General features: G+C 50.8%; 19 protein-coding genes and 1 tRNA gene. 6 read left to right on the top strand and 14 right to left on the bottom strand.

What is annotated here, in order from left to right:
- Positions 1 to 225: 225 nt before the first annotated feature.
- Positions 226 to 302, bottom strand: a tRNA-Met gene (locus ACFVYJ_RS09130).
- A gap of 353 nt (positions 303 to 655) precedes the next feature.
- On the opposite strand from ACFVYJ_RS09130, the gene ilvC reads away from it, so the two are divergent.
- Both ilvC and modF read left to right on the top strand, forming a co-directional pair.
- Entirely contained in the window at positions 656 to 2131 is a 1476-nt protein-coding gene (gene ilvC, locus ACFVYJ_RS09125) for a ketol-acid reductoisomerase (RefSeq protein WP_419415524.1), read from the top strand.
- Between the two features lie 93 nt (positions 2132 to 2224).
- Complete coding sequence (modF, locus tag ACFVYJ_RS09120) at positions 2225 to 3661, top strand: molybdate ABC transporter ATP-binding protein ModF (RefSeq protein WP_419415525.1); 1437 nt, start codon at positions 2225 to 2227, stop codon at positions 3659 to 3661.
- 16 nt (positions 3662 to 3677) lie between these two features.
- On the opposite strand, the gene ACFVYJ_RS09115 is transcribed toward modF, so the two are convergent.
- The 6 genes from ACFVYJ_RS09115 to ACFVYJ_RS09090 all read right to left on the bottom strand — a co-directional run bounded on the left by ACFVYJ_RS09115 (position 3678) and on the right by ACFVYJ_RS09090 (position 9531).
- Positions 3678 to 4529, bottom strand: coding sequence for a CHAD domain-containing protein (locus tag ACFVYJ_RS09115; RefSeq protein WP_419415526.1), 852 nt, complete (start codon positions 4527 to 4529; stop codon positions 3678 to 3680).
- 24 nt (positions 4530 to 4553) lie between these two features.
- A complete protein-coding gene (locus ACFVYJ_RS09110; RefSeq protein WP_419415527.1) occupies positions 4554 to 5045 on the bottom strand; it encodes a SixA phosphatase family protein in 492 nt (163 codons plus the stop codon).
- Positions 5046 to 5110: 65 nt separating this feature from the next.
- Positions 5111 to 5314, bottom strand: a complete 204-nt coding sequence (locus ACFVYJ_RS09105) for a hypothetical protein (protein WP_419415528.1) — start codon at positions 5312 to 5314, stop codon at positions 5111 to 5113.
- Positions 5315 to 5470: 156 nt separating this feature from the next.
- Positions 5471 to 6811: a cytochrome P450 gene (locus tag ACFVYJ_RS09100; protein WP_419415529.1), complete on the bottom strand. Its 1341-nt coding sequence runs from the start codon at positions 6809 to 6811 to the stop codon at positions 5471 to 5473.
- Positions 6812 to 6822: 11 nt separating this feature from the next.
- Entirely contained in the window at positions 6823 to 8985 is a 2163-nt protein-coding gene (locus tag ACFVYJ_RS09095) for a di-heme-cytochrome C peroxidase (protein ID WP_419415530.1), read from the bottom strand.
- Between the two features lie 126 nt (positions 8986 to 9111).
- A complete protein-coding gene (locus ACFVYJ_RS09090) occupies positions 9112 to 9531 on the bottom strand; it encodes a CBS domain-containing protein (RefSeq protein WP_419415531.1) in 420 nt (139 codons plus the stop codon).
- A gap of 220 nt (positions 9532 to 9751) precedes the next feature.
- On the opposite strand from ACFVYJ_RS09090, the gene trxC reads away from it, so the two are divergent.
- The 4 genes from trxC to ACFVYJ_RS09070 all read left to right on the top strand — a co-directional run bounded on the left by trxC (position 9752) and on the right by ACFVYJ_RS09070 (position 13940).
- The gene (gene trxC / locus ACFVYJ_RS09085; protein ID WP_419415532.1) at positions 9752 to 10186 is read left to right on the top strand and encodes a thioredoxin TrxC; all 435 of its coding nucleotides are present in this window, start codon (positions 9752 to 9754) and stop codon (positions 10184 to 10186) included.
- A gap of 519 nt (positions 10187 to 10705) precedes the next feature.
- Complete coding sequence (gene metE / locus ACFVYJ_RS09080; protein WP_419415533.1) at positions 10706 to 12988, top strand: 5-methyltetrahydropteroyltriglutamate--homocysteine S-methyltransferase; 2283 nt, start codon at positions 10706 to 10708, stop codon at positions 12986 to 12988.
- 273 nt (positions 12989 to 13261) lie between these two features.
- Positions 13262 to 13471 carry a cold-shock protein gene (locus ACFVYJ_RS09075; protein WP_419415534.1) on the top strand — a complete coding sequence of 70 codons (210 nt, stop codon included), beginning with the start codon at positions 13262 to 13264 and terminating at the stop codon, positions 13469 to 13471.
- A 154-nt stretch (positions 13472 to 13625) separates the two neighbouring features.
- Positions 13626 to 13940, top strand: a complete 315-nt coding sequence (locus ACFVYJ_RS09070) for an antibiotic biosynthesis monooxygenase family protein (protein WP_419415535.1) — start codon at positions 13626 to 13628, stop codon at positions 13938 to 13940.
- Between the two features lie 49 nt (positions 13941 to 13989).
- On the opposite strand, the gene ACFVYJ_RS09065 is transcribed toward ACFVYJ_RS09070, so the two are convergent.
- From ACFVYJ_RS09065 to ACFVYJ_RS09035, 7 genes are all read right to left on the bottom strand, one after another.
- Positions 13990 to 15078 (bottom strand): diguanylate cyclase domain-containing protein, encoded by a 1089-nt coding sequence (locus ACFVYJ_RS09065; RefSeq protein ID WP_419415536.1) that lies wholly within the window; start codon positions 15076 to 15078, stop codon positions 13990 to 13992.
- A gap of 464 nt (positions 15079 to 15542) precedes the next feature.
- A complete protein-coding gene (gene prpF / locus ACFVYJ_RS09060) occupies positions 15543 to 16721 on the bottom strand; it encodes a 2-methylaconitate cis-trans isomerase PrpF (protein ID WP_419415537.1) in 1179 nt (392 codons plus the stop codon).
- Positions 16722 to 16895: 174 nt separating this feature from the next.
- Positions 16896 to 19493: a Fe/S-dependent 2-methylisocitrate dehydratase AcnD gene (acnD, locus tag ACFVYJ_RS09055; RefSeq protein WP_419415538.1), complete on the bottom strand. Its 2598-nt coding sequence runs from the start codon at positions 19491 to 19493 to the stop codon at positions 16896 to 16898.
- Between the two features lie 131 nt (positions 19494 to 19624).
- Positions 19625 to 20752, bottom strand: coding sequence for a bifunctional 2-methylcitrate synthase/citrate synthase (prpC, locus tag ACFVYJ_RS09050; protein WP_419415539.1), 1128 nt, complete (start codon positions 20750 to 20752; stop codon positions 19625 to 19627).
- Between the two features lie 151 nt (positions 20753 to 20903).
- Positions 20904 to 21797 carry a methylisocitrate lyase gene (gene prpB / locus ACFVYJ_RS09045; protein ID WP_419415540.1) on the bottom strand — a complete coding sequence of 298 codons (894 nt, stop codon included), beginning with the start codon at positions 21795 to 21797 and terminating at the stop codon, positions 20904 to 20906.
- Complete coding sequence (locus ACFVYJ_RS09040; RefSeq protein ID WP_419415541.1) at positions 21787 to 22497, bottom strand: GntR family transcriptional regulator; 711 nt, start codon at positions 22495 to 22497, stop codon at positions 21787 to 21789. The genes prpB and ACFVYJ_RS09040 overlap by 11 nt, the downstream gene beginning before the upstream one ends.
- 140 nt (positions 22498 to 22637) lie before the next feature.
- Complete coding sequence (locus ACFVYJ_RS09035; protein WP_463255178.1) at positions 22638 to 23540, bottom strand: alpha/beta fold hydrolase; 903 nt, start codon at positions 23538 to 23540, stop codon at positions 22638 to 22640.
- Between the last annotated feature and the right edge of the window lie 127 nt (positions 23541 to 23667).

The raw sequence follows: 23667 nt of genomic DNA, 5'->3' as shown, positions 1-23667 counted from the left end.
TCCCGTACGCTACTCCTAAACCACTTTTCCATGGCCCAGAACGCAAAAAACCAGCACATCGGCTGGTCTTAAGAATTGGAAGCTGAGGGCTGAGTGAAGCTGACGACCTTCCCCGCGGCGCTTATAGAGAGCCGAGCCCGACGCTTTCTTCCCGTACGCTACTCCTAAACCACTTTTCCATGGCCCAGAACGCAAAAAACCAGCACATCGGCTGGTCTTAAGAATTGGAAGCGGGGGCCAGATTTGAACTGACGACCTTCGGGTTATGAGCCCGACGAGCTACCAGACTGCTCCACCCCGCACCAAAATTTTCGTTGTGCTTAACCTGCTCTGGTATTGCAAGTTAAGATCGCCAGGTCATTGAGTTAACTCGGCTTTTTCAGATGAGAAGGCTTTGCCTGTTGGCTTGCCGTCTCTCCGTGCATCAACGTGGCGTGCATATTATAGACCTCCCTCTACCCTTGCAAGTTCTTTTTTCCGCATCTGCAAAAAAAACATAATGTCTGTACACGCATTAATCTAATTGCAAAAAACGCAACAGTACGAATCGAATATATCATTTTACGATACGCGCAAATTCTACTAGAGTACCGGGTCTTTATTACCTGCTATCCCTATAACAGGTAGCACCAACCAATAACCAATGGGTTCCAACATGTCACAGAACTACTTTAATACTCTGCCGCTGCGCGAACAGCTGGCACAGCTCGGCAAATGCCGTTTCATGTCCTCTGAAGAATTCAATGACGGCGTAAACGCGCTGAAAGGCAAGAAGATGGTTGTCATTGGTTGTGGTGCTCAGGGCCTGAACCAGGGTCTGAACCTGCGTGACAGTGGTCTGGATGTTTCTTATGCGCTGCGCCCTGTCGCGATCGCTGAAAAACGCCAGTCTTGGAAGAACGCCACCGAGAATGGCTTCACTGTTGGTACTTATGAAGAGCTGATTCCAGAAGCTGATGTTGTCCTGAACCTGACACCAGACAAGCAGCACACCCCTGTGGTTCAGGCTGTTATGCCTCTGATGAAACAAGGCGCCTGCCTGTCATACTCCCACGGCTTCAACATTGTTGAAGAAGGTATGCAGGTTCGTCCTGACCTGACCGTCATCATGGTCGCCCCTAAGTGCCCAGGTTCTGAAGTGCGTGCTGAATACGTGCGTGGCTTCGGTGTACCAACCCTGATTGCCGTTCACGAAGAAAACGATCCTAAAGGTGAAGGCATGGCGCTGGCCAAAGCTTACGCTGTTGGCACCGGCGGTCACAAAGCGGGTGTACTGGAGTCTTCCTTTATTGCAGAAGTTAAGTCTGACCTGATGGGCGAACAGACTATTCTTTGCGGCATGCTGCAGACCGGTTCTTTGCTGTGCTTCGACAAAATGGTTGAAGAAGGCATTGATGCTGGCTGGGCGTCCAAATTTATCCAGTACGGCTGGGAAGTTATCACCGAAGCACTGAAATACGGTGGTGTTACCAACATGCTGGATCGCCTGTCTAACCCTGGCAAGCTGAAAGCTTATGACCTGTCTGAAGAACTGAAGCAGATCATGCGTCCTCTGTATAATAAGCACCAGGACGATATCATCGACGGTACTTTCTCCAGCACCATGATGGAAGACTGGGCCAACGATGACGCTAACCTGCTGGGCTGGCGCGCTGACACTGCAGAAACTGCTTTCGAGAAAACCCCTGCCGGTGATTTTGACATCACAGAACAGGAGTTTTTCGACAAGGGCATTCTGATGGTTGCTATGGTTAAAGCGGGCGTAGAGCTGGCCTTCGAAACTATGACGGCTGCTGGCATCATCGCTGAGTCTGCATACTATGAGTCACTGCATGAAACGCCGCTGATCGCCAACACCATTGCGCGTAAAAAACTGTACGAAATGAATGCAACTATCTCCGATACTGCTGAGTACGGTTGCTACCTGTACAACCACGCCTGCCTGCCGTTGCTGGGCGACTTTATGACCGGCATCAAAACTGACGTCATTGGTAAAGGCCTGGATGGCAATGATAACGGCGTCGACAATGCACGCCTGATCGAAGTTAACGAAGCACTGCGTACGCACCCGGTTGAGATCATCGGCACCGAACTGCGTAAGCACATGGCTGACATGAAAAAAATCATCTGATGACTTAATCAGATAGATGTCACTAAAAGCCAGGGCATCTGCTCTGGCTTTTTTATTTGACGACAACCCCGCATAACACCGGCAAGCCACCGCATGAATACTATCCACATCGATAACTGTACTGCCACATTTGGCGATCGTTTTTTTCTCGAGTCCATTAACTGGACGCTTGCGCCCAACCAGCATTGGCTGATCACCGGCTGCAACGGTTCTGGCAAATCAGCACTGGCTGCCCTGCTCGCGGGTATGGGTATTATCACTGACGGCAGTATCACAGGGCTGCCGGACCATGTTGAGCTGGTATCTTTCGAAGTGCAGCGTGAACTGATAGAGCGCGAACTGAAAAAGGATGATGCCGATATTTTGGATGTCATCGCCGAAGGCACGCCGGTCCATGAGATCCTGCACGAAGATGCCGATCGCTTCCCAAATTTTGATCGCCAGTTACTGGAACAATTAATTCAGCAGTTCAAACTCGAACACCTGCTGGACCGCAGTTTTCGCAAACTGTCCACCGGTGAAACACGCAAAATGCTGTTACTGCGTTCGCTGGCCAGGAAACCTGCACTGTTGGTACTGGATGAACCCTTTGACGGCCTGGATGTTGAATCTGCCAGCATGTTGCTGTCGCTGCTGGCGGAACAGGTACAGCACAGTGCGCTGGTGCTGGTATTAAACCGCTTCGATGAGATGCCGGATTTTATCAGTCACATTGCTTATGTCGATGCGGGTCAATTGCACCATTGTGTCGATAGAACAGATGAGCAGGCTTTTAATGAGCTGTACCAGTTACTGCATATCAAAACCACGGAGCTACAGATTCCGCCAGCCGAGGTGAATAATCGCCCGCCTGCGCTGAACCCTGAGGAGCCACTGGTAAGGCTGAGTAATGCCCGCGTTGCCTATGGCGATGCAGTGGTATTTGATGGCCTGAACTGGACCATTCAGCCCGGACAGCACTGGCAACTCAGTGGCCCCAATGGCAGTGGTAAAACCTGCCTGTTAAACCTGATCACCGGTGACCACCCACAATGCTACACCAATGATATTTTTGTTTTTGGTATGCAACGCGGCAACGGCGAAACCATCTGGCAGATCAAACAGTATATTGGCTATGTCTCAACGGCGTTGCAATGGGAGTACCGCACCAGCACCAGTGTGCGTAATGTCATCATCTCTGGCTGCCATGACAGTATTGGTCTATATCAGAAGCCCACAGACGAACAGCTGAAACTCGCTGATCAATGGCTGGCACTATTGGGGATGTCTGACCGACCCCATCAGCCATTTAACCAACTGTCGTTTGGTGATCAGCGCCTGCTGTTGATCGCCCGCGCCATGGTAAAACATCCGACACTATTGATTCTGGATGAGCCCTGCCTGGGTCTGGATGATATCAACCGGCAGTTGGTACTGGCGCTGATTGAAAAGATCTGTGCAGCCAGCGAAACCACCGTTCTCTACGTTAACCACCATGCCGAAGATAGCATCAGTGGCATTAAAAACTATCAGCAGTTAACCGCTGATTAACCCTGCCCCGGCCAACCTAACTGCCAGTCGGCTGCGGATGCCAGGCATCCGGTAATACCAGCGGCAGTTCGCCAAAGGCAAGGCCGAATAACGGCCGATATTCTGCAGCAAAGGTTCGGCGATAGCTGCGCTTGCTGGCAGCAAGCCGTTGTAAAAGCAGCGTGACATCCGCCTGGCTACTAAAACAATCAACATGTTTAAGGATACTGGCCTGCAGCAGATAGAGGTCATGAAAGCGCCCCAGATCACTGCCTAGTTCCGTCAGCTTTTCACGATAGATCTGGCTATTGCTGCCTTTCGGTCGCACCAGGAGTTCCTGCTGATAGAGCCAGAATTTGCTCCATTTTCGCCAGCGGTGGTAGGGCTTATCACGGTCGCCCTGCAGTGCCCTGTCCCCCAGTCGGGTGGCTTTTTCATAACTGTAGGCAAGACCCGGCGCGACAAAATCTGCATCAGACTGCTGCATCAGGTTTTGCCATAACACCAAGGCCTCATTGAGCCACTGTGCAGCACGTGTGGTATCAGGTTCTACCAGTGCCTGCCTGTCAGATTGCAGCTGTTGCTTAAAACCCTCGGTCAGTGGTTTCAGGTCAGGATAATGCTTGAGCAGACGCTTTAGGGTTTTTAACTGCACATGGTTATCACGCCTGGCGGCAAAAGCACGGGCGGTTTGACGCAATGGCAAGTCAACTCGACGCAAATCACCTTTTCGGCAAATGGGTTGATACAAACGCAGGGCGGCGCGTAAGCGTTTACATAATACCCGCAGCTCATGCACAGCCTCATCCGACAACACATGGTGATGCTGTAAATGGTGCACCTGGCGCTGTATCAGCGGACTAATTTTTTCAAATACCGGGTCAGACATAACAACCGCTTTGTTGAAAGCTGATTAAAGTTTCTTAGGCATATCCATACAGTCTAGATTGGCCCCCAGACTATCAAGCTCTGCCCATGTCGCAGCCTTAATGTTGAATACGACCATGCCACAGGTCGGTATATTACTCAGCGATTGAACGCCAAGGAGACGTGCCAGCCCGGTCAGGCCGGGATTGTGCCCAATTAAGCAGAGATGCTCGATATCCTCAGGTGTTGTCCGGATCAGATCAAGTAATGCCTGATCGGACGCATCATAGATACACTCATGCAGCCGCAATTGTTCAATTGGATAACCCAGTTGCAGCGCAAAGATACGTGCAGTTGTCAGGGCACGGGTAGCATGGCTGGTGAGTATCAGGTCGGGCTTAGTGCCCAGCTCGGCCAACCGTTGACCCATTAAAGGCGCATCACCCCTGCCCCGCCGATTAAGGGGCCGTTCAAAATCTCTTAACCCCTCATGACGCCAGCTGGATTTGGCATGGCGAACCAGCGTTAACTTTTTCATGGCCAGTACCTGCAGTAGTCAGAGCAGGCAGCATGACAAAGAAAAGTGACATTGATATGACCCTTTCAGGATAAGAACCTGCAGCCGCCTTTAGGCATATTGCCCTCGACATAACGCAGCTTGCCTGACGCGCAACCCCGCTGGTTACTCACCTGGTAACGGCGGCCGTCCCGTAGCACTGCCTGCTCACGCGCCAACGTATCGGAGTCAGGGTTTGGTGCTGCATCATAGCTATCCGGCGTGTGTTGCTGAACGGTTTTCTCACTCATGTTTGACCTTGCTGTATAGGGTTAAGCTATCGGTTAATGTCAGGTCATCCCTATATATAATTTAGTGCACACCGGGGCTGTATTCACCTCAATACGCACTAAATCATCCAGCCAGTAGCCGAAACCGCAGTCAGACAAGGTTTATCCGCTCCGGGATTACTGCCATTCCAGCGCATAGTGTTCAGGGAAATGCGTACCCTTATAGTCCATGACAGAGATCGCCCTGAGGTTATCCAGCAACAAGACCTGGCGCACCATCTCCGGAATCATCTCTTTACCAACATATTTCCCCAGGCACTCATGGGGACCATAGCCAAAGTTAAAGTGATGATAAAAATTCCGCCCCGGTTGGAACTCGTTGGCCCGCTCATAACAGTAAGGGTCAAACATGGCAGACTGGGTCACCAGCAACACATTGGTGTCCTTGGCTATTATGGTCTGGTGCGGCGTTCCTTTAGCCAGGGTGTAATCCTGTGACAGTTTACGGAAACTGAAGGGAGAGATGGGGACAAACCGCAATGCCTCCCAGACATAACCATCAAACTCGGTGGTATCTGTTTGTGCTGCTGCGGCTCTGGCCTGCTGCAACAGTGCTGGACGCTGCAGAAAAAAGTCCACTACCTGGGTGACTGCCTGGGACGTTGTTTCCACCGCCCCAATTAACAAACCACCGGCATTGACGCCAACGCGAATCAGGGAGAAATCCACTTCATTGGCAAAACGGCTGCGCAACATGCGGGTGACGATATCATCCTGGCGTTTGGCTTTGGGTTCTCCCCTCAGATGGCGCAGCGTTGCCTGCAATGCATACCAGCCGCGTAGCAGAATATTTTTCGTCTGTTCAGCTTTCACATACAGCAACTTGCGCGCCATCAATTTGGCGATGTAGGCCACCAGCTCTTCTGATACTTTGTCATGCTCTGCGATAATGCGCTGTGATTCTTCCTCAGGTACCTTATCAAACGGCTGGTTGTAGAATGCATCCGCCTGATTCCAATATGACCAGCGAATAAGGTCTGCCGGGGCCGCTCCATCAAGCCCGAAATACTCCTGTACCAGCACGGTGGGAACGATCCGGCTGAACTGATTGACCAGCTCGATACGACCATCAGCTTGTTCGAGGGTCTGCCGGGCGGTTTCAGCTACCAGCTTTCTGACCCTTGGTAGGTCTTCCCGGTTAAGAAACCCCTGCATCAGACTTTTTTCACGGGTATGCAGGGCATCATCGTTATGTGCCATCAGATAACCGACATCTGTCTCGGTCACACCCATCTTGGGTTTGTACAGGTCCGAGGTGAAAATATTCGGCATAGCCAGTGCATCACGCACATCAGTAAACAACGCCACCAGGGTACACTCAGGCGTCACCAGTATTGGTCTCTGCTCACGAAGCTGGGCAAAAAAACCCAGCGGCTCGCTTGCCATCCACTGTTTCACCAACGGGTATTTGTCTTCAGCCGCTGCCGCGTCAAACTCAGCAAGATAATCCTTTGCCATGGCACACATCCTTATAACGTTTTCAGATACTCAATCAAATCCCAGCGCTGCTGCTCATCCAATGCAGGCAAAACGGTCTTGCCATCGAGCTGCGCGGTACGCCCTGCACCGTATTCATGTCCCCCGTTAAGGTCACCAACCCGATGGGTAGTAAACTGTTTGCCAGCATAGCCGGCACTGCGAAAGCCGACTTTTACTGGATCAAACTCTCGGCTGCCCACTATGAAGCTGTCAGGCCGGTATTCGCCCTCATCCGGATCAGCGACACACTCAGATTCGCTTGCAGCACAGATGCGTTGTTTTGGCAGTAACAGGTCATACAGGGTCGGCACCGAGCCATTATGCAGATAAGGTGCCGTTGCCCAGATACCATTCAGCGACCTGGCTTTATATGCCAGCAGCGAGTTATAGGGTTGGGCCGTGGTGTCCGGGGTGTAATTACCACTTTTTACGGTAGCTTTAATATCATTCTGGAAAAACGACATCGCCAGTGTATACAGCCAGTCCAACCAACGTCGCACAAACAATTTGTCCGCATCTGGCGTGGCGACGACACCTGTGGTCGCCGAGGTAAGAATCTGCACAACAGGGGCATCATTGGCAATGTAGAGCTTGCCTACATCGGTCTCCTGAATGGTTTGATTAAAGTTCCCTGACTTCCCTTTGTAATTGACACTGTTGCTTGCCATGGCGGGATCGGTACCAATGCGATCCACCGCCATCATTTTGCCAATCACAACCCGATCCCAGTTTCGCGGTTGGATCACTTCATGGCAGGATTCACAATACTGGGCGTAAATCTGGCGGCCACGTGCTGCCTTATTGACATCAATACTGCCGAGAATACTTTCCGGCCAGTCGGGCGATATGAGGCTTTTCAGGTGGGCTTCAAGCCGCTCCAGATTGATCAGATCAATGGAAGATTTAAAGTTAATCTGCTCATGCTTACGCCGCTGGCCGGTGATCAACGCAGACAGGCTGGAAAAATCAAAACCGGGTTTGTGGGCCGTCCAATCCAGGTTACCAAACACCCCGATTACCTCCCCTGTGTTACGCCCCAGCGGCCCTACCCCGGCATTGCTCGCCAGACCATTCCACTGCACATAATCTGACTGCACAATATCCCAGAGAAAGGGGTAACTGACCGGCGCATTGGGTTCATTAAACAGCTGGTCACGGATGCGGAGCATATCCCGTAAATTCAAGCCCGGATAACCTGCCGCATCAGACTGCAGGCGAACGATGACTTCAGCAAACTGCTCTTCCGACACGATAGTGTTATCAACACCTTCCAGAACCTTATCAATCTGCAGCGTGTCCAACAGCGTGTTGCCACTTGGGCCGGTCACCATGGACAACGCTTCTGCCAACTGCTGGCGGTTGATGATGTGCTGCAGTACCCGGTTATAAATTCTGCCGAATGCATCCAGCCGGGCATACCCATAATCAACATGACTATGGTTGACGGTGTTATACAGCTGAATGCGGCTCGCCCACTCCTCCAGCCCGGAGAGCACATCAGCTTCACGTTGATAGTCGTTATCCAGTGCAATTACTTGATTGATGAACCGCTGCCGCTTTTCCGGCTGGTTCAGGGTGGCCATCATGGATTGTTCCAAGGTTTCCAGAAAACCCACCATGTCTGCCATCGCCGGACCGCCGTCTATCCGCATGGCTTGCCCCTGATAATTCACCTGCCCGGTATGGCAGGCCGCACAGGTAAAGCCCATGTAGTCCGTGCCCTGATAAGTATCCTTGGCAAACCCCACAGGCAGTCCATCAGGATTAAAAAAGGTCGGCTTTTGTGGCAAATAGCGAAAGCGGTCAATATTGCGGGTTGAGCGCAGCAACTCATCAGAACTGGCAAGTTCTAACACTAGAAAGAAGTCATAGGGCAGCAGGTTTGAGCCCTGAGTCGTGGTATAGAACCATAAACTATCCGCGGCATCCCACCCCTGATTCAGATAGATGGGCGTAGAATAGTTTTCACCGAAGTAACCTTCACTCACCGCTGCGGCACCGCGATCTGGATCATCATCCCAGTGTTGGTAGGTTTTACCGATTATTAATGCCACCAGCATCGACAATAAGAGCAGCGCCAGTAACACATAAACAGGTTTACGGTGACGCCACAGATAATAACCGGGCGCGATCAGGGAGGTAAGCCGCAGCATCGGAGAACTCCTTTTCAGTGTTTGGATTATCCCACGCCGATTACATCCGGTTATCGGCGGTCAAGCTGCCTCAGTATATATGGCTTTGCTCCAACTCGCAGGCTTGCTTGTTTTGTCATTACCCACTCAGCCAGCAGAGCGGCCAAGTGTCGGCAGTTGATCAAGCAACAGCGTCAGCAGGTGACGACGGTTAAGCACACCAACAACTTTACCCTGGGCATCTACCACCGGGTAATTTTTGGGTTTTTCCTGCAGCATCTGCTGGGCAAGTGCCAGTGGGTCCTGGTTCAGGCTGACAGTAAGCACATCGGGTTTCATCACCTCACCCACCGTTGCAACCCGCTGGTTATGATAAACCACCTGAATAGTGACTTTCAGGCACTCTTGCTCGGAGATCCAACCGGCCAGTTTACCATCGGCATCAACCACCGGCGCGCCAAGCATCGTGTGCTTAACCAGTTGATTAGAGGCGGCGGCGACCAGCATATCAGGGGTGATATGGGCAAAGTCACGCTGCATAAAATCTGCTATTTTTGCCAGTTTCATGTTACTGCACTCCGTTAATGCGCCGAGACAGTGCATTCGCGCCATTTATGTGCCTAATTGACACATAAAACGGGCAAAAAACAGCCTGAAACGGCATAATCGCAAAACAAGAGAACAGTGCAGTATTTACGCCAATATGACGCCTACTGCGTCCAGCTGCAGAGCATCTGCCAAGCAGCCTATCGCAATAACTGCCTTTGTATCTGAGTTGAGGGATCTAATGAACATAGTCTGCCCAGCCTGTGGCACCAGCAATCGAATTCCACAAGACCGCTCTCACCTTGAGGGTAAGTGCGGTAAATGCAAACATGCTCTGCATACCTTCACCCCCGCCGAATTGGATGACCAGACTGCACCACATTACCTGGAGCGCAATGAGCTGCCGGTGTTGGTGGATTTCTGGGCCAGTTGGTGTGGCCCCTGCAAGATGATGAAACCCATATTTGAGCAAACTGCAGCACAGTCTGAAAGTCTACTGTTTGCCAAAGTTGATACCGAATCTGCTCCCCAGTTCAGTCAACAGATGAATATTCGCAGCATCCCTACTCTGGTGTTATTTCATCAGGGTAAAGAGATCAACCGCATCAGCGGTGCACTGCAAGAGGCACAACTTAAACAGTGGATACTGCAGCAGATGCAGGCACTTTTTAACTGAGCGGCACTTCCAGCCGTATTCAAAGCAGCAGGCAGCATGGCATCCATGCGCTCGACGGTAGGCAAAGGAACCTACGAATAAGCCCAAAACGCCTCTGGCGTTCAGAGCAATGTGAGGTCAAGGCAACGATTACAGGCATGCTGGTTGCCTGTCGAAAATCGGTCACACAGAGATCGGATTGCTCTGCCCCCCATGGGGCGGATTCTAAAACAGCCTTCTGCTTCAGGCAGCTTGGAAAGGACGTGTCATTCCACTGCGCTGCTTTTCGCGCATCAGGCTGATTTATCGCCGCAGAGAAAGTCTTGGACTTGTTCGTAGGTTCCCTTACAGCGTTAGTGCTGCTGGCAGTGTTGCTATGTGTCTATCATATCTATCAAAAATCCCCTTAATTCCACTCACAACATGAATAAAATTCACTAAATATCAAAAACTAATCGTTTTCGCTAATACAAAAAGCCGTCCATAATGAATTTATATCAACTATTTATTGATTGTTATGAATTTAATTAAGGACACGTCATGCAGACCCACATCCTAGGTTACCCACGTATAGGCGCCAAACGGGAACTAAAATTTGCTTTAGAAGCTTACTGGTCCGGCGATAGTAGCCGTGAAGAACTCAAGCAAGTCAGCCAGTCATTAATGCAGAAGCACTGGCAAGAGCAGATCGACAACCAACTGGCTTTCATTACCGTTAATGATTTCTCGTTATATGATCATGTGCTGGATCATTCACAGCTCCTCGGTGTGGTTCCAGAACGCTTTCAGGATGGCTCAGCCGATGCGTGGGATACCTATTTCCGCATGGCCCGTGGTCGAGCGCCCAGTGGTACACCACAGCGTGCCTGTGAAATGACCAAGTGGTTTGATACCAATTACCACTACTTGGTGCCTGAGCTCAGCCCAGACCAGGAATTTTGTCTGCAGCCGGACAAACTCTTAGCCGAGATTGCAGCCGCCAAATCCCTCGGCCATGCCATCAAGCCTGTGTTACTGGGCCCTTTAAGCTACCTCTGGCTGGCAAAGCCAGCAAAAGAGCCCTTTGACCGCTTAAGTCTGTTACCAAAGCTACTGGCAACGTACGCATTATTACTGCAACAGCTGGCGGACCAAGGTATCGAGTGGGTGCAGATCGATGAGCCGGTACTGGTACTTGAATTAGCAGATCCTTGGTTAACCGCGCTGGAATCCGCATATCAGCAGTTAGCTGACGCGCCCGTTAAACTCTTATTAGCTACTTATTTTGGCAGCCTTGGCACGAAGCTGCACCGGGTCATTGAACTCCCGGTAGCAGGCCTGCATCTGGATACTACCCGCGGTGGTAGCGAATATCTGATTGCCGCCCGCCAGCTGCCTGCGGATCGGGTGCTCTCACTGGGGATCATTGATGGCCGGAATATCTGGAAAACAGATTTGCAGTGGCAACTTGAACAACTGCAACCTTTGCAGGAACAACTGGGTGATCGCCTCTGGCTGAGCAGCAGTTGTTCATTGCTGCATGTCCCTGTAGACCTGTCACAAGAGCATGAACTGGATCAAGAGCTTAAATCCTGGCTGGCATTTGCCCAGCAAAAACTTGCCGAACTCAACACCCTGGCGCAAGCACTCAATGGCCAGGGAGATACAGCGCTTGAGGATAACCGTCGGGCACTGGCATCACGTCGTAGCTCAGGCAGAATTCACCGGCCAGCAGTGCAGCAACGTCTTGAATCGGTCAATGCTAGCCTGGGAGTGCGCTCTACCCCTTATGTGGAGCGTGCGCGATTACAACAGGAACATCTCAAACTGCCGCTTTACCCCACCACCACCATCGGTTCATTTCCGCAAACCCAGGACATTCGCCGTGCACGCGCAGACCATCGTGCTGGAAAGCTGCCCGCCGGTGAATATGAGTACCTGATGAAGCATGAGATTCAATCCTGCATCGAAGCTCAAGAACGTTATGGCCTGGACATGCTGGTACATGGCGAGGCTGAACGTAATGATATGGTGGAGTATTTTTCTGAACTGCTGGAGGGCTATGCCGCCTCACGTTTTGGTTGGGTTCAGTCATATGGCTCACGCTGTGTAAAACCACCGATCATCTATGGTGATATCCATCGCCCCGAGCCCATGACGGTGGCCTGGAGTCAGTTTGCCCAATCCTTAACCTCGAAACCGGTTAAAGGCATGCTGACTGGGCCCGTGACCATGCTGCAGTGGGCTTTTGTACGTGACGATCAGCCACGCGCTACCACCTGCTTACAAATAGCCCTGGCGATTCGTGATGAGGTCTGTGACTTAGAGCAGGCTGGCATTACAGCCATCCAGATTGATGAACCTGCCATCAGGGAAGGTTTACCTCTGCTGCGCTCCGCGTGGGATAGCTATCTGGATTGGGCGACGTTTGCCTTCCGCGTGAGTGCCAGTGGTGTACAGGATCGTACCCAGATCCATACCCACATGTGCTATTCCGAGTTTAATGACATCATGCCCGCAATTGCGGCAATGGATGCGGATGTCATTACCATTGAAACCAGCCGATCCAATATGACTCTGCTGGCAGCGTTTGCCGATTTCAAATACCCCAATGAAATTGGTCCGGGTGTTTATGATATTCACAGCCCTAATCTGCCCGCGGTGGAACAGATGGTTGAACTGATGCGTCTGGCTGCACAACGAATCCCGGCAGAACGCTTATGGGTCAATCCTGACTGCGGCTTGAAAACGCGTGGCTGGAAAGAAGTGTCGGCTGCACTGATCAACATGGTCGCGGCGGCGAAGATACTGCGTGAAGATAACTCACTGAGCCAGAGCGCTTAACGTACATTGCTGTGCCGGTTTATAGGCTGGCACAGCAATAATGACCTGCCCAACCAAATAATGGTCGTATTAATGCAAAATAAAACAAACTTTTATTGACTCCCCCCAGAAACACTGTATTCTGGCCTCAGCTTGAAAGAAGTCCAAGTATCTTCACTCCTCTACGCAGTTTTAGTCATAAATCTTCGTCCTGTAGTTTTAAAGTACCTGTCTTATTTCCGCTAAAAACCGCCGTAAGGCACCAAATTATTTAATTATCTTCAGGATATTATTATGTCTAATACAGTTACCGGCACCGTTAAATGGTTCAACGAAACTAAAGGCTTCGGCTTCATCGAGCAGCAGTCTGGTCCAGACGTTTTCGCTCACTTCAGCGCAATCGTTAGCTCCGGCTTCAAAACTCTGGCTGAAGGCCAGCAGGTAGAATTCACTGTAAGCCAGGGTCCTAAAGGTCCTCAGGCTGAAAATATCGTTGCTGTCTAAGGCACCGATAAGCTCCTGTTGAACTAAGCGCTTGCGCTGCAACAGAGAGCACTGATATCAAGGGCAAACCTCTCCGGTTTGCCCTTTTTTGTTAGTCTCCAAAACGATTTTGCCTTACCCTGATGTTACTCAGTCTCTGCCATGGAGTTATTGTATGTATATTGCCATGAACCGTTTTCGAATCGCCCCCGGCAAGGAAGAAACCTTTATCGAGATCTGGAAAAACCGGGAAACGCATTTGGAAGATGTACCCGGCTTTAAGAGTTTCCAGTTACTGCAGGGACTCGCCACACCAGAACACACCCTGTTTGCATCTCACAGCATATGGGAATCTGAAGAAGCGTTTCGTAACTGGACCACATCTGAGGCATTCCGCAAGGCACATGCCAATGCAAAACCGGCCAGTGATGTATATTTAGGCCCACCTAAATTTGAAGGTTTTACTGCGGTACTATCACAAGAGCAGTAGACAAAAAAAAGGGGCGAATGCCCCTAATTCTGATCTCCTGTTCCAGCAATCACTCTGGCTGCGTGGCCGCTGCTTCACGGGCTTTGTTTTTACGTTTATCGGCATACATATTCTTGTCTGCCTGATGCAGTAGATCTTCAGGCTCAAGATATTCATTCGGCCCTGTGTCTGCTACGCCAATACTGATAGTAAAGTCTACGCACCGGCTCGTAAGTTCCTCTTGCAGTCGCGTCCGGTAGACTTTTTCTGCATTATCAGAAGCACAATCCGGCAAGATAATACAAAATTCATCGCCGCCACAACGAAAGCAGCTGTCTTCACTGCGGCTAACCTTGCTAATTGCACCGCCTAGGGTACGTAAAACTTCATCACCTTTATTATGACCCTGAGTATCGTTGATCTGCTTGAAGTTATTAATGTCCAAATAAACCACAGAGATACTTTCAGCACGCCGCTGCGAGGCACGCAAACAACTGGTCAACGTATCATTCAAGTGCCGCACATTAAGCAATCCGGTCAACGCATCGGTGCGCGACAGTTCTTCTAACTGCTGGGTACGCAGACGAACCCTGTTTTCCAGATGCAAAGCGTATTCATCGGATTTCTGTTTGGATATTTCGATCTCTGCCAGCAAGCTTCGGATATAAGTATCAAACACCAATGTGACGTCAAACATCATCAGCTTTTCCAGCGCCGTCGCCGTTTTCTGATACTTATCTTCCTCATGAATTTCGGAGCGTAGCACATGGGTCAACAGGCTTTTCAGAGTATAGATGGCCGACAAATACAGCTTAGGCTCGACACCGATGCGTTTGTGTACAAGGCCTATTCGCAGACGGTTATTCACATACTCGATGTCATAGAGCCCACTGAACAGATCAATAACGTATTTACGTTGCGCGTGACGCAGACGGTTAAGGGTGTCAGCATCACCAATGAGCAGAGCAATTTCCGGAACGCTGGTTTGAGATTCGTAAAAAAGTGCGACAATTTCGTCGATCCGTTCATCAATGATTGACTTGGCCTCACGCAAGGCAGTCAAGTCATCTTCATCCAGATCAAACAGCGTTTTACGATGCGCGATTTCAAACTCGCTGATTTTCATTTGCTCTAGTAAGGTAGTTTCTGTCTGTCTCATCCATTATCTCTTAGTGAAAAAGCACTAATATTAAGGCTCACTTAAAGCAAAAAGGGCAGTATGTAATCTAACGGTAACGAACCCGTCTACAGTTATATTTTATCTTTAAAATTCAACATACAGCGTGTGTTAACAAAGCAACTGTGAAGCCCCTAAACCCACCGATTTATCTCATTACAATTGAGTATAGAACAGCGGCTTGTCGAGCAAACCGATATTTTTGGAAAATGTGACTGTTTTTTCAAAACACTTGTTTACAAATAGACTTATTAATTGATTAATATCAATAAATTACACATCACAAACTGTTTAAAAAACGATCAGCTTGTTCGATTCCCGGTTGTTACTGATTAATCGCCAAAAAAAACCCACCTAAGGTGGGTTAATGAATCAGACAACAGGTTGATAGGGACCCATGTCCGAAATCATGAACTCAGGGGATGACCGGACTTTCGCGGCAATGCTTAGAATGTATCGCCGGGAATACGGACAAAACCTTCCATCAATACACGGGCACTGCGGCTCATCACTGCTTTTTTGGCTGTCCAGTCACCATTTTCCAGACTGGCAGCAGCACCAACGCGCAAAGTACCTGAAGGGTGGCCAAAGATTACCGCGTCGCGATCACCGCCTCCTGCCGCCAGGTTAACCAGGGTGCCCGGCACCGCTGCTGCCGTGGCTATTGCCACAGATGCAGTACCCATCATGGCATGGTGCAGCTTGCCCATGGACAACGCCCGTACACAAACATCAATATCGGTAGCGTTAATGACTTTACCGCTGGATGCCGCATAGTCTGTAGCCGGTGCGACAAATGCCACCTTAGGCGTGTGCTGACGAGCTGCGGCTTCAGCGATATCCTTAATCAGCCCCATTTTAACTGCACCGTAAGCACGAATGGTTTCAAAGCGTGCCAGGGCTTCCGCATCAGAGTTAATATCTTTCTGCAGTTCAGTACCCGTATAACCAATATCTGCTGCATTCAGGAAGATAGTCGGTATGCCCGCATTGATCATGGTGACCGGAAAACTGCCAATGTCCGGCACTTCCAGTTCATCGACCAGGTTGCCCGTTGGGAACATGGAACCTGCACCATCGGCCGGGTCCATAAACTCAATCACCACTTCCGCGGCTGGAAAGGTCACACCATCCAGTTCAAAATCACCGGTTTCCTGAACTTCACCGTTAGTGATCGGCACATGAGCAATAATGGTTTTAGCGATATTTTTCTGCCAGATACGTACAGTACAGATACCGTTTTCCGGTATCCGTTCCGGGTCTACCAGTCCGCCGGAAATAGCAAACGCACCCACCGCTGCAGTAAGGTTCCCGCAGTTACCGGACCAGTCGACGAATGCCTTGTTGATTGCCACCTGACCGAACAGGTAGTCCACATCATGATCCGGCTGACTGCTTTTATCGAGAATAACGGTTTTACTGGTACTGGATGTGGCACCACCCATACCGTCAATCTGCTGACCATAGGGGTCAGGACTACCGATCACCCGTAACAGAATTTTATCGCGCGCGTCACCAGGCTGTTGCGCCGCTTCCGGCAGATCCTGACGACGGAAAAACACCCCTTTACTGGTGCCGCCCCGGATATAGGTTGCCGGAATTTTAATTTGTGGTGTATGAGCCATATTGATGCTCCTGTACTCAAACAGTTGCCAGAACCGTTCGCAAAATTTCTAAGTATCTACAGCGTTGCGGGGGAGCCGGAACCAAGCAAAAAACAGGGTCAAGGTACGCAGTTTATAATGTATAAATGCGCACATTGATTCTGTTGTGAACCCCGCCAGGCAACGCAGGTAGCTTTACGCCTGGTGCAGGAAGTCTTTGGCAAACTTCTGCAACACCCCACCCGCCTGATACACAGCCACTTCTGCAGCGGTATCCAGACGACAGGTGACCGGCACATCCAGTTTTTCACCGTTACGGCGGGTGATTTCCAGGGTCAGGTCGCCACGTGGCGACAGGTCACCTTTAATGCTGTAGGTTTCGCTGCCATCAAGTTCCAGAGTCAGACGGGTCGTGCCTGACTTGAACTCAACCGGCAGGACACCCATACCAATCAGGTTGGTACGGTGGATACGTTCGAAGCCTTCCGCCACGATCACTTCCACACCCGCTAGGCGAACACCCTTGGCAGCCCAGTCACGGGATGAACCCTGACCATAGTCTGCACCGGCCACCACGATCAGGTTCTGACCACGGTTCATGTAGGTTTCAATCGCTTCCCACATGCGCATCTGTTCACCGTCCGGCTCAACCCGTGCCAGGGAGCCCTGGATCACGTCGCCGTTGTCGTCGCGGCACATCTCATTCAGCAATTTCGGATTCGCCAGGGTTGCACGCTGTGCTGTCAAATGATCACCGCGGTGGGTGGCATAACTATTAAAGTCTTCTTCCGGCAGACCCATCTTATCCAGGTACTCACCTGCGGCACTGTTCATCAGAATCGCATTGGACGGTGACAGGTGGTCAGTGGTGATATTGTCTGGCAGTACTGCCAGTGCCCGCATATCTGTCAGTGTACGTTCACCTGCCAGCGCGCCTTCCCAGTATGGCGGCCGACGAATGTAGGTGGACATTGGGCGCCAGTCATACAGCGGGCTTTCCGCTTGCTCTTTTTCACCCAGGTCAAACATTGGAATATAAACCTGCTTGAACTGTTCCGGTTTCACGCTGGAAGCAACAATGGCATCGATCTCTTCATCCGATGGCCACAGGTCTTTCAATGTGATCTCGTTACCGTCGACAACACCCAGTACATCTTTTTCAATATCAAAACGTACAGTACCGGCAATCGCGTAAGCCACAACCAGTGGTGGTGACGCCAGGAATGCCTGCTTGGCATAAGGATGGATACGACCATCAAAGTTACGGTTACCGGACAGCACTGCAGTGGAGTACAGGTCACGGTCAATGATTTCCTGCTGAATTTCCGGATCCAGGGCACCGGACATACCGTTACAGGTGGTACAAGCGTACGCCACAATACCAAAACCCAGTTTTTCCAGTTCTGGCAGCAGGCCAGATTCTTCCAGATACAGGCGGGCTACTTTAGAACCCGGCGCAAATGAAGATTTCACCCAGGGTTTACGTACCAGGCCCAGTTCGTTGGCTTTTTTCGCCACCAAGCCGGCAGCAACCACGTTACGCGGGTTAGAGGTGTTGGTACAGGAGGTGATAGCCGCAATGATAACTGCACCATCCGGCATCAAACCCTGCTCTTCTTCTGCCTGGGCTTTATCCAGATCCACCGCAATGCCGCGCTCATGTAAAGCGGAGGTTGGCAGACGACGGTGCGGATTGGACGGCCCCGCCATGTTGCGGACAACGGAAGACAGATCAAATTCCAGCACCCGCTCATATTCGGCAGTTTCCAGTGAATCTGCCCACAGTCCGGTGGTTTTCGCGTAATTTTCTACCAGTGCTACCTGCTCCGGCTCACGACCGGTCAGGTTCAGGTAATCAATCGTCTGCAGGTCGATGTAGAACATCGCCGCCGTGGCACCAAATTCAGGACACATATTGGAGATTGTCGCGCGGTCACCGATGGTCAGATCCTTGGACCCTTCACCAAAGAACTCAACATAAGCACCGACCACACGCTCCTGACGCAGGAACTCAGTAATCGCCAACACGATATCTGTTGCCGTAATACCTGGCTGACGCTTGCCCGTCAGTTTAACGCCGACGATATCCGGCAGGCGCATCATAGACGGATGGCCCAGCATCACGGTTTCTGCTTCCAGACCACCCACGCCAATCGCGATAACCCCCAGGGAATCCACATGCGGGGTATGGGAGTCAGTACCGACACAGGTATCGGGGAAGGCAACACCTTCACGCGACTGAATGACCGGCGACATCTTCTCCAGGTTGATCTGGTGCATGATGCCGTTACCGGCAGGAATCACATCAACGTTTTCGAATGCAGTTTTCGTCCATTCAATAAAATGGAAGCGGTCTTCGTTACGCCGGTCTTCAATGGCGCGGTTCTTCTCAAACGCATCAGGGTCAAAACCAGCGGCTTCAACCGCCAGCGAGTGGTCCACAATCAGCTGGGTTGGCACGACCGGATTTACCTGAGCAGGATCACCGCCCTGCTCTGCAATCGCATCACGCAGGCCCGCCAGGTCTACCAGTGCCGTCTGGCCAAGAATGTCATGACATACCACACGCGCCGGATACCAAGGAAAATCCAGGTCACGCTTACGCTCAATAATCTGTTTCAAGGAATCAGTCAGCGCGTCAGGCTGACAGCGACGAACCAGTTGTTCAGCCAGTACCCGAGAGGTGTATGGCAAGGTGTCGAAAGCGCCAGGTTGGATTGCTTCTACAGCAGCGCGGGTATCAAAAAAATCCAGTGCGGTGCCAGCGAGCGGCTTGCGGTATTCAGTGTTCATAACTTACTCCGTCGAGTAATGGGCAGGGCTCATCAGCCGGATGGGAAACAGCCGTCTTGGGTCCTATCTACCCTAATTTTTATCTTTCAATGTTCGGGCGACCGGTAAGCGGCCGCCCTTATTATCAGCGCTTAAGGGCGCTGCTCAATCGACACCCATTCCGAAGTTTCTGGACCGGTATAGTCTGCAGAAGGACGGATGATGCGGTTATTCGCCCGCTGCTCCATCACATGTGCTGTCCAGCCAGCCACGCGCGAACAAACAAAAATGGGGGTGAACAATTCAGTGGGAATACCCATGAAGTGATACGCAGAAGCATGGAAAAAATCAGCATTACAGAACAGTTTTTTCTCACGCCACATGACGGCTTCAACGCGCTCGGAAACTGGGTACAGCACAGTATCACCTGCCTGCGCGGACAGTTTCTTAGACCACTCTTTGATGATCGCATTCCGCGGATCGGATTCACGGTAGATCGCATGACCAAAACCCATGATTTTATCTTTGCGCTCCAACATGCCCATGATCGCTGCTTCCGCTTCATCAGCAGAGGTCCAGTTTTCGATCATGGCCATCGCAGCTTCATTAGCACCACCGTGCAGTGGCCCACGCAGAGAACCGATAGCACCGGTGACACAGCTGTGAATATCAGACAGGGTGGAAGCACAAACACGCGCCGTAAAGGTCGACGCATTAAATTCATGCTCGGCATACAGGATCAGCGACGCGTGCATTACCTGGGTATGTAACGGGTCTGGCTTTTTATCATGCAGGGTCCACAAGAAGTGTTCGCCAATGGAGTCTGCGTCTGTTTCAGTATTGATACGCTTGCCACTTTGAGAGAAGTTGTACCAATAGTTGATGATGGACGGAAACACCGCCAGCATGCGATCGATATGGTCATGCTGTTCGGAAAAATCGGCTTCCGTTTCCAGGTTGCCCAGCATAGAACAGCCTGTACGCATCACATCCATCGGATGAGCATCGGCAGGAATCTGCTCCAGTACAGCTTTCAACGGCTCAGGAAGACCGCGCATACCTTTCAATTTGGCCTTATAGGCATCCAATTCAGCCTGGTTAGGCAGCTTGCCATACAGCAGCAGATAAGCCACTTCTTCGAACTCGGCTTTGTCAGCCAGCTCTTTAATGTCATAACCACGGTAAGTAAGGCCAGCACCGGTTTTACCCACGGTGCACAATGCGGTTTCACCTGCGGATTGCCCACGCAGCCCCGCTCCACCCAATTTTTTTTCGGCCATTTTTTAGCTCCTGTTGTAGAAGAAGGTGGGCTCTAGCGGCCCACTTGGTCGGTCTTTTTTCTCTTCAACTCTGACTTGCATTCAATGCAAGGTAACGCCTATTCGATGTTGCGCGGGCGTGAAATACGCCCTCGCAACACCAACAAAACGATTACTTATTTTTGCCTGCAGCAAATAGTGCGTCCAGCTTCTGCTCGAAGTCGTGATAGTTCAGGAAATCGTACAGCTCCATGCGCGTCTGCATGGTATCGATAACGGCTTTTTGATCACCATCTGAAAGGAGATGCTCATAGACATTCAGTGCAGCTTTGTTGGCAGCACGGAAAGCAGACAACGGGTACAGCACCATGCTGGCGCCATGCTCAGCCAGCTCTTCACGATTGAACAGTGGCGTCGCACCAAATTCGGTGATATTAGCCAGCAAGTGCGCACCATTAATGCCATCGGCAAACGCTTGATAATCTTCCAGTGTATGCACGGCCTCCGCAAAGATAGCGTCAGCACCCGCTTCCAGGCATGCCTGAGCACGATCCACCGCCGCATTAATACCTTCCATCTGGAATGCATCAGTACGGGCGATGATAAAGAAATCATCGTCAGTTTTTGCATCAACGGCAGCTTTTACCCGATCAACCATCTCTTCCAGAGAGACGATCTCTTTGTTCGGACGATGACCACAACGTTTCTGCGCCACCTGATCTTCCAGATGAACCGCAGCAGCACCACCTTTAATCATCTCTTTAACTGTGCGGGAGATATTAAATGCACCACCCCAGCCTGTATCGATGTCCACCAGCAACGGGGTTTCTACTGCACTGGTAATTCGACGTACATCTTCCAGCACGTCGTTCATAGAGGTCATACCCAGGTCTGGCAGGCCGTAGGAGGCATTAGCGACACCACCACCAGACAAGTAGATAGCGCGGTGACCCACCCGCTCTGCCATCATGGCGTGATATGCGTTCACTGTGCCTACAATTTGGAGCGGTTTTGTTTCAGCCAGAGCTTTACGAAAACGAGCTCCTGCAGAGAGGTTATTTGCCATTGTTATCACCTTCTAACGCTGTGTTCAGTTTTTGTTCTATATTTTTGCGTGCAGCGCCAATATGGCGACGCATCAGCATTTCAGCCAGTTCAGGATCGCGTGCTGCTATTGCATCCAGAATCTGATGGTGTTCCTTCAGCGCCCGCTGTGGACGGCTACTGGAAACACTGAATTGATATCGATACATGCGTACCAGGTGGTAAAGATCCCCCCCCAGCACTTCCAGCAGTTTGGAATTCTTGCTGCCATTCACGATCCGGTAATGGAAATCCAGGTCACCCTCTTTCTGAAAGTAGGAACGACCATCCAATTCCTTAACACTTTGCTCATGTACAAAGAGCAGCGCCCGCAGGCTCTCAATCTCATCATCAGACATGTTTTCTGCCGCAAGACGGCAGGCCATGCCCTCAAGTGCTTCACGCACCCGGTAGATCTCTACCAGCTCCTTCAGAGACAGCTGCACCACCCGGGCACCGATATGCGGTTTACGCTCGATTAAACGCAGACCTTCCAAGCGGCGAATTGCTTCGCGCAACGGCCCCCGGCTGATACCGTAGATCCGCGCAAGTTCAGCTTCACTGATTTTTTGTCCGGGCGGTATTTCACCCTTCACAATAGCAGTGATAATTTGCTCACAAACCCGATCGGCCAAGGTACGGCTTTCAGGCTGAAAAATCTGGCTTACATTAGTGTCTGTCATCACAACCCTTTAGATTGTCGACAATTTGATTGTTGAGCCACAATACATAGACATAAAATGTCCGTCAACCAGCAAAACTTGAAAAATTGTCAACACTATACAAAAGTTTATAGGCGAACCTATCACTGGATCGCTGCCTATCAGGTCAAAAAACGCTCCAGCTCCTGATTCATAATCTGTGCAATCTGGCGTGGCTTCTGGTACGGCAGTGAATGATCGGTGCCAGCAATCATAAAATAGTGCCAGTTAGGCATCCGCTCAGCCAATTCACGCTGATATTGATGCATAAGATCTACACTGTTGCCGCCAATAAAACTGGTCACATCACCCTGTGCCGCAACCAACGTTTCTCGGTTTACGTCACGGCTGGCCCGGGTCACTGAATCCAACGCATTAGCAAAGCCCACCGGGCGTTCTGATAAACGCTCAATAGTGGTTCGCTCCACCAGCGGCGACACCTTACGGTTCGGTGAAATCGTATCCAAAAACCGGCTGACACCCTGCTCAATTGCCTGCTGTTGACGTAAATGTACTGCGGCTTCGGATAACTCCTCACGCAGAATCAATGTCGTCTCCCAGCATGGCCGGTCCAGCAAGGCGGACTCCAGCAGGTATTGTTTGCCGACGCGTTCAGGAAAACGCTGCTTAAATAATAAGCTGACCAGCCCCCCCAACGAGTACCCGGCCAAATCAAACTGCCACCAGGCCAGATGGTCAACCAGCGCATGCAGGTCTTTAACCAGTTCACCAGTCGTATAGGGATGTTCATGCCGATCCGGAGCATGGGTATCACCCATGCCGCGTTGATCCGGAACTAAAATTTCTGACCACTGGGTAAGGAATGCCGTAAAGGCCTCCCAGGTATCGATACCGGCAACACCAGCGCCATGTAACAGAACCAAACGACGTCCAGTTGATACTTCTGGGTTACGGTAGATACGGTAGGTAATATGCTGATCCGGTAGATGCAGATGAGAGGTTTGACTGGGTAGCGGGCTGAACACTGTAATCCTCCAATAATCAATGGTCAGATTTTGGATCATTCTCTGCAAACTGTCGACAATCTTTGCTTGTACATCTAACCCTATCGGCATAGACAGGGTACCAGTGGTTACATACAATCGCCCATAATTAAAAAGTCGTCTGCCCTAACCGTCCTGGTAATTCGGA

Origin of the sequence: Pontibacter sp. JAM-7, from assembly GCF_048548695.2 — a bacterium.
Taxonomy (GTDB): domain Bacteria; phylum Pseudomonadota; class Gammaproteobacteria; order Pseudomonadales; family Balneatricaceae; genus Neptuniibacter.
Note: the sequence above shows the minus strand (reverse complement) of the source record. Positions and strands in the feature narration are given on the sequence as shown.

Bases quoted from the DNA above. Each gene is read 5' to 3' on its own strand.
- ilvC (WP_419415524.1), top strand. From the start codon at position 656: ATGTCACAGAACTACTTTAATACTCTGCCGCTGCGCGAACAGCTGGCA.
- modF (WP_419415525.1), top strand. From the start codon at position 2,225: ATGAATACTATCCACATCGATAACTGTACTGCCACATTTGGCGATCGT.
- ACFVYJ_RS09115 (WP_419415526.1), bottom strand. From the start codon at position 4,529: ATGTCTGACCCGGTATTTGAAAAAATTAGTCCGCTGATACAGCGCCAG.
- ACFVYJ_RS09110 (WP_419415527.1), bottom strand. From the start codon at position 5,045: ATGAAAAAGTTAACGCTGGTTCGCCATGCCAAATCCAGCTGGCGTCAT.
- ACFVYJ_RS09105 (WP_419415528.1), bottom strand. From the start codon at position 5,314: ATGAGTGAGAAAACCGTTCAGCAACACACGCCGGATAGCTATGATGCA.
- ACFVYJ_RS09100 (WP_419415529.1), bottom strand. From the start codon at position 6,811: ATGGCAAAGGATTATCTTGCTGAGTTTGACGCGGCAGCGGCTGAAGAC.
- ACFVYJ_RS09095 (WP_419415530.1), bottom strand. From the start codon at position 8,985: ATGCTGCGGCTTACCTCCCTGATCGCGCCCGGTTATTATCTGTGGCGT.
- ACFVYJ_RS09090 (WP_419415531.1), bottom strand. From the start codon at position 9,531: ATGAAACTGGCAAAAATAGCAGATTTTATGCAGCGTGACTTTGCCCAT.
- trxC (WP_419415532.1), top strand. From the start codon at position 9,752: ATGAACATAGTCTGCCCAGCCTGTGGCACCAGCAATCGAATTCCACAA.
- metE (WP_419415533.1), top strand. From the start codon at position 10,706: ATGCAGACCCACATCCTAGGTTACCCACGTATAGGCGCCAAACGGGAA.
- ACFVYJ_RS09075 (WP_419415534.1), top strand. From the start codon at position 13,262: ATGTCTAATACAGTTACCGGCACCGTTAAATGGTTCAACGAAACTAAA.
- ACFVYJ_RS09070 (WP_419415535.1), top strand. From the start codon at position 13,626: ATGTATATTGCCATGAACCGTTTTCGAATCGCCCCCGGCAAGGAAGAA.
- ACFVYJ_RS09065 (WP_419415536.1), bottom strand. From the start codon at position 15,078: ATGAGACAGACAGAAACTACCTTACTAGAGCAAATGAAAATCAGCGAG.
- prpF (WP_419415537.1), bottom strand. From the start codon at position 16,721: ATGGCTCATACACCACAAATTAAAATTCCGGCAACCTATATCCGGGGC.
- acnD (WP_419415538.1), bottom strand. From the start codon at position 19,493: ATGAACACTGAATACCGCAAGCCGCTCGCTGGCACCGCACTGGATTTT.
- prpC (WP_419415539.1), bottom strand. From the start codon at position 20,752: ATGGCCGAAAAAAAATTGGGTGGAGCGGGGCTGCGTGGGCAATCCGCA.
- prpB (WP_419415540.1), bottom strand. From the start codon at position 21,797: ATGGCAAATAACCTCTCTGCAGGAGCTCGTTTTCGTAAAGCTCTGGCT.
- ACFVYJ_RS09040 (WP_419415541.1), bottom strand. From the start codon at position 22,497: ATGACAGACACTAATGTAAGCCAGATTTTTCAGCCTGAAAGCCGTACC.
- ACFVYJ_RS09035 (WP_463255178.1), bottom strand. From the start codon at position 23,540: ATGATCCAAAATCTGACCATTGATTATTGGAGGATTACAGTGTTCAGC.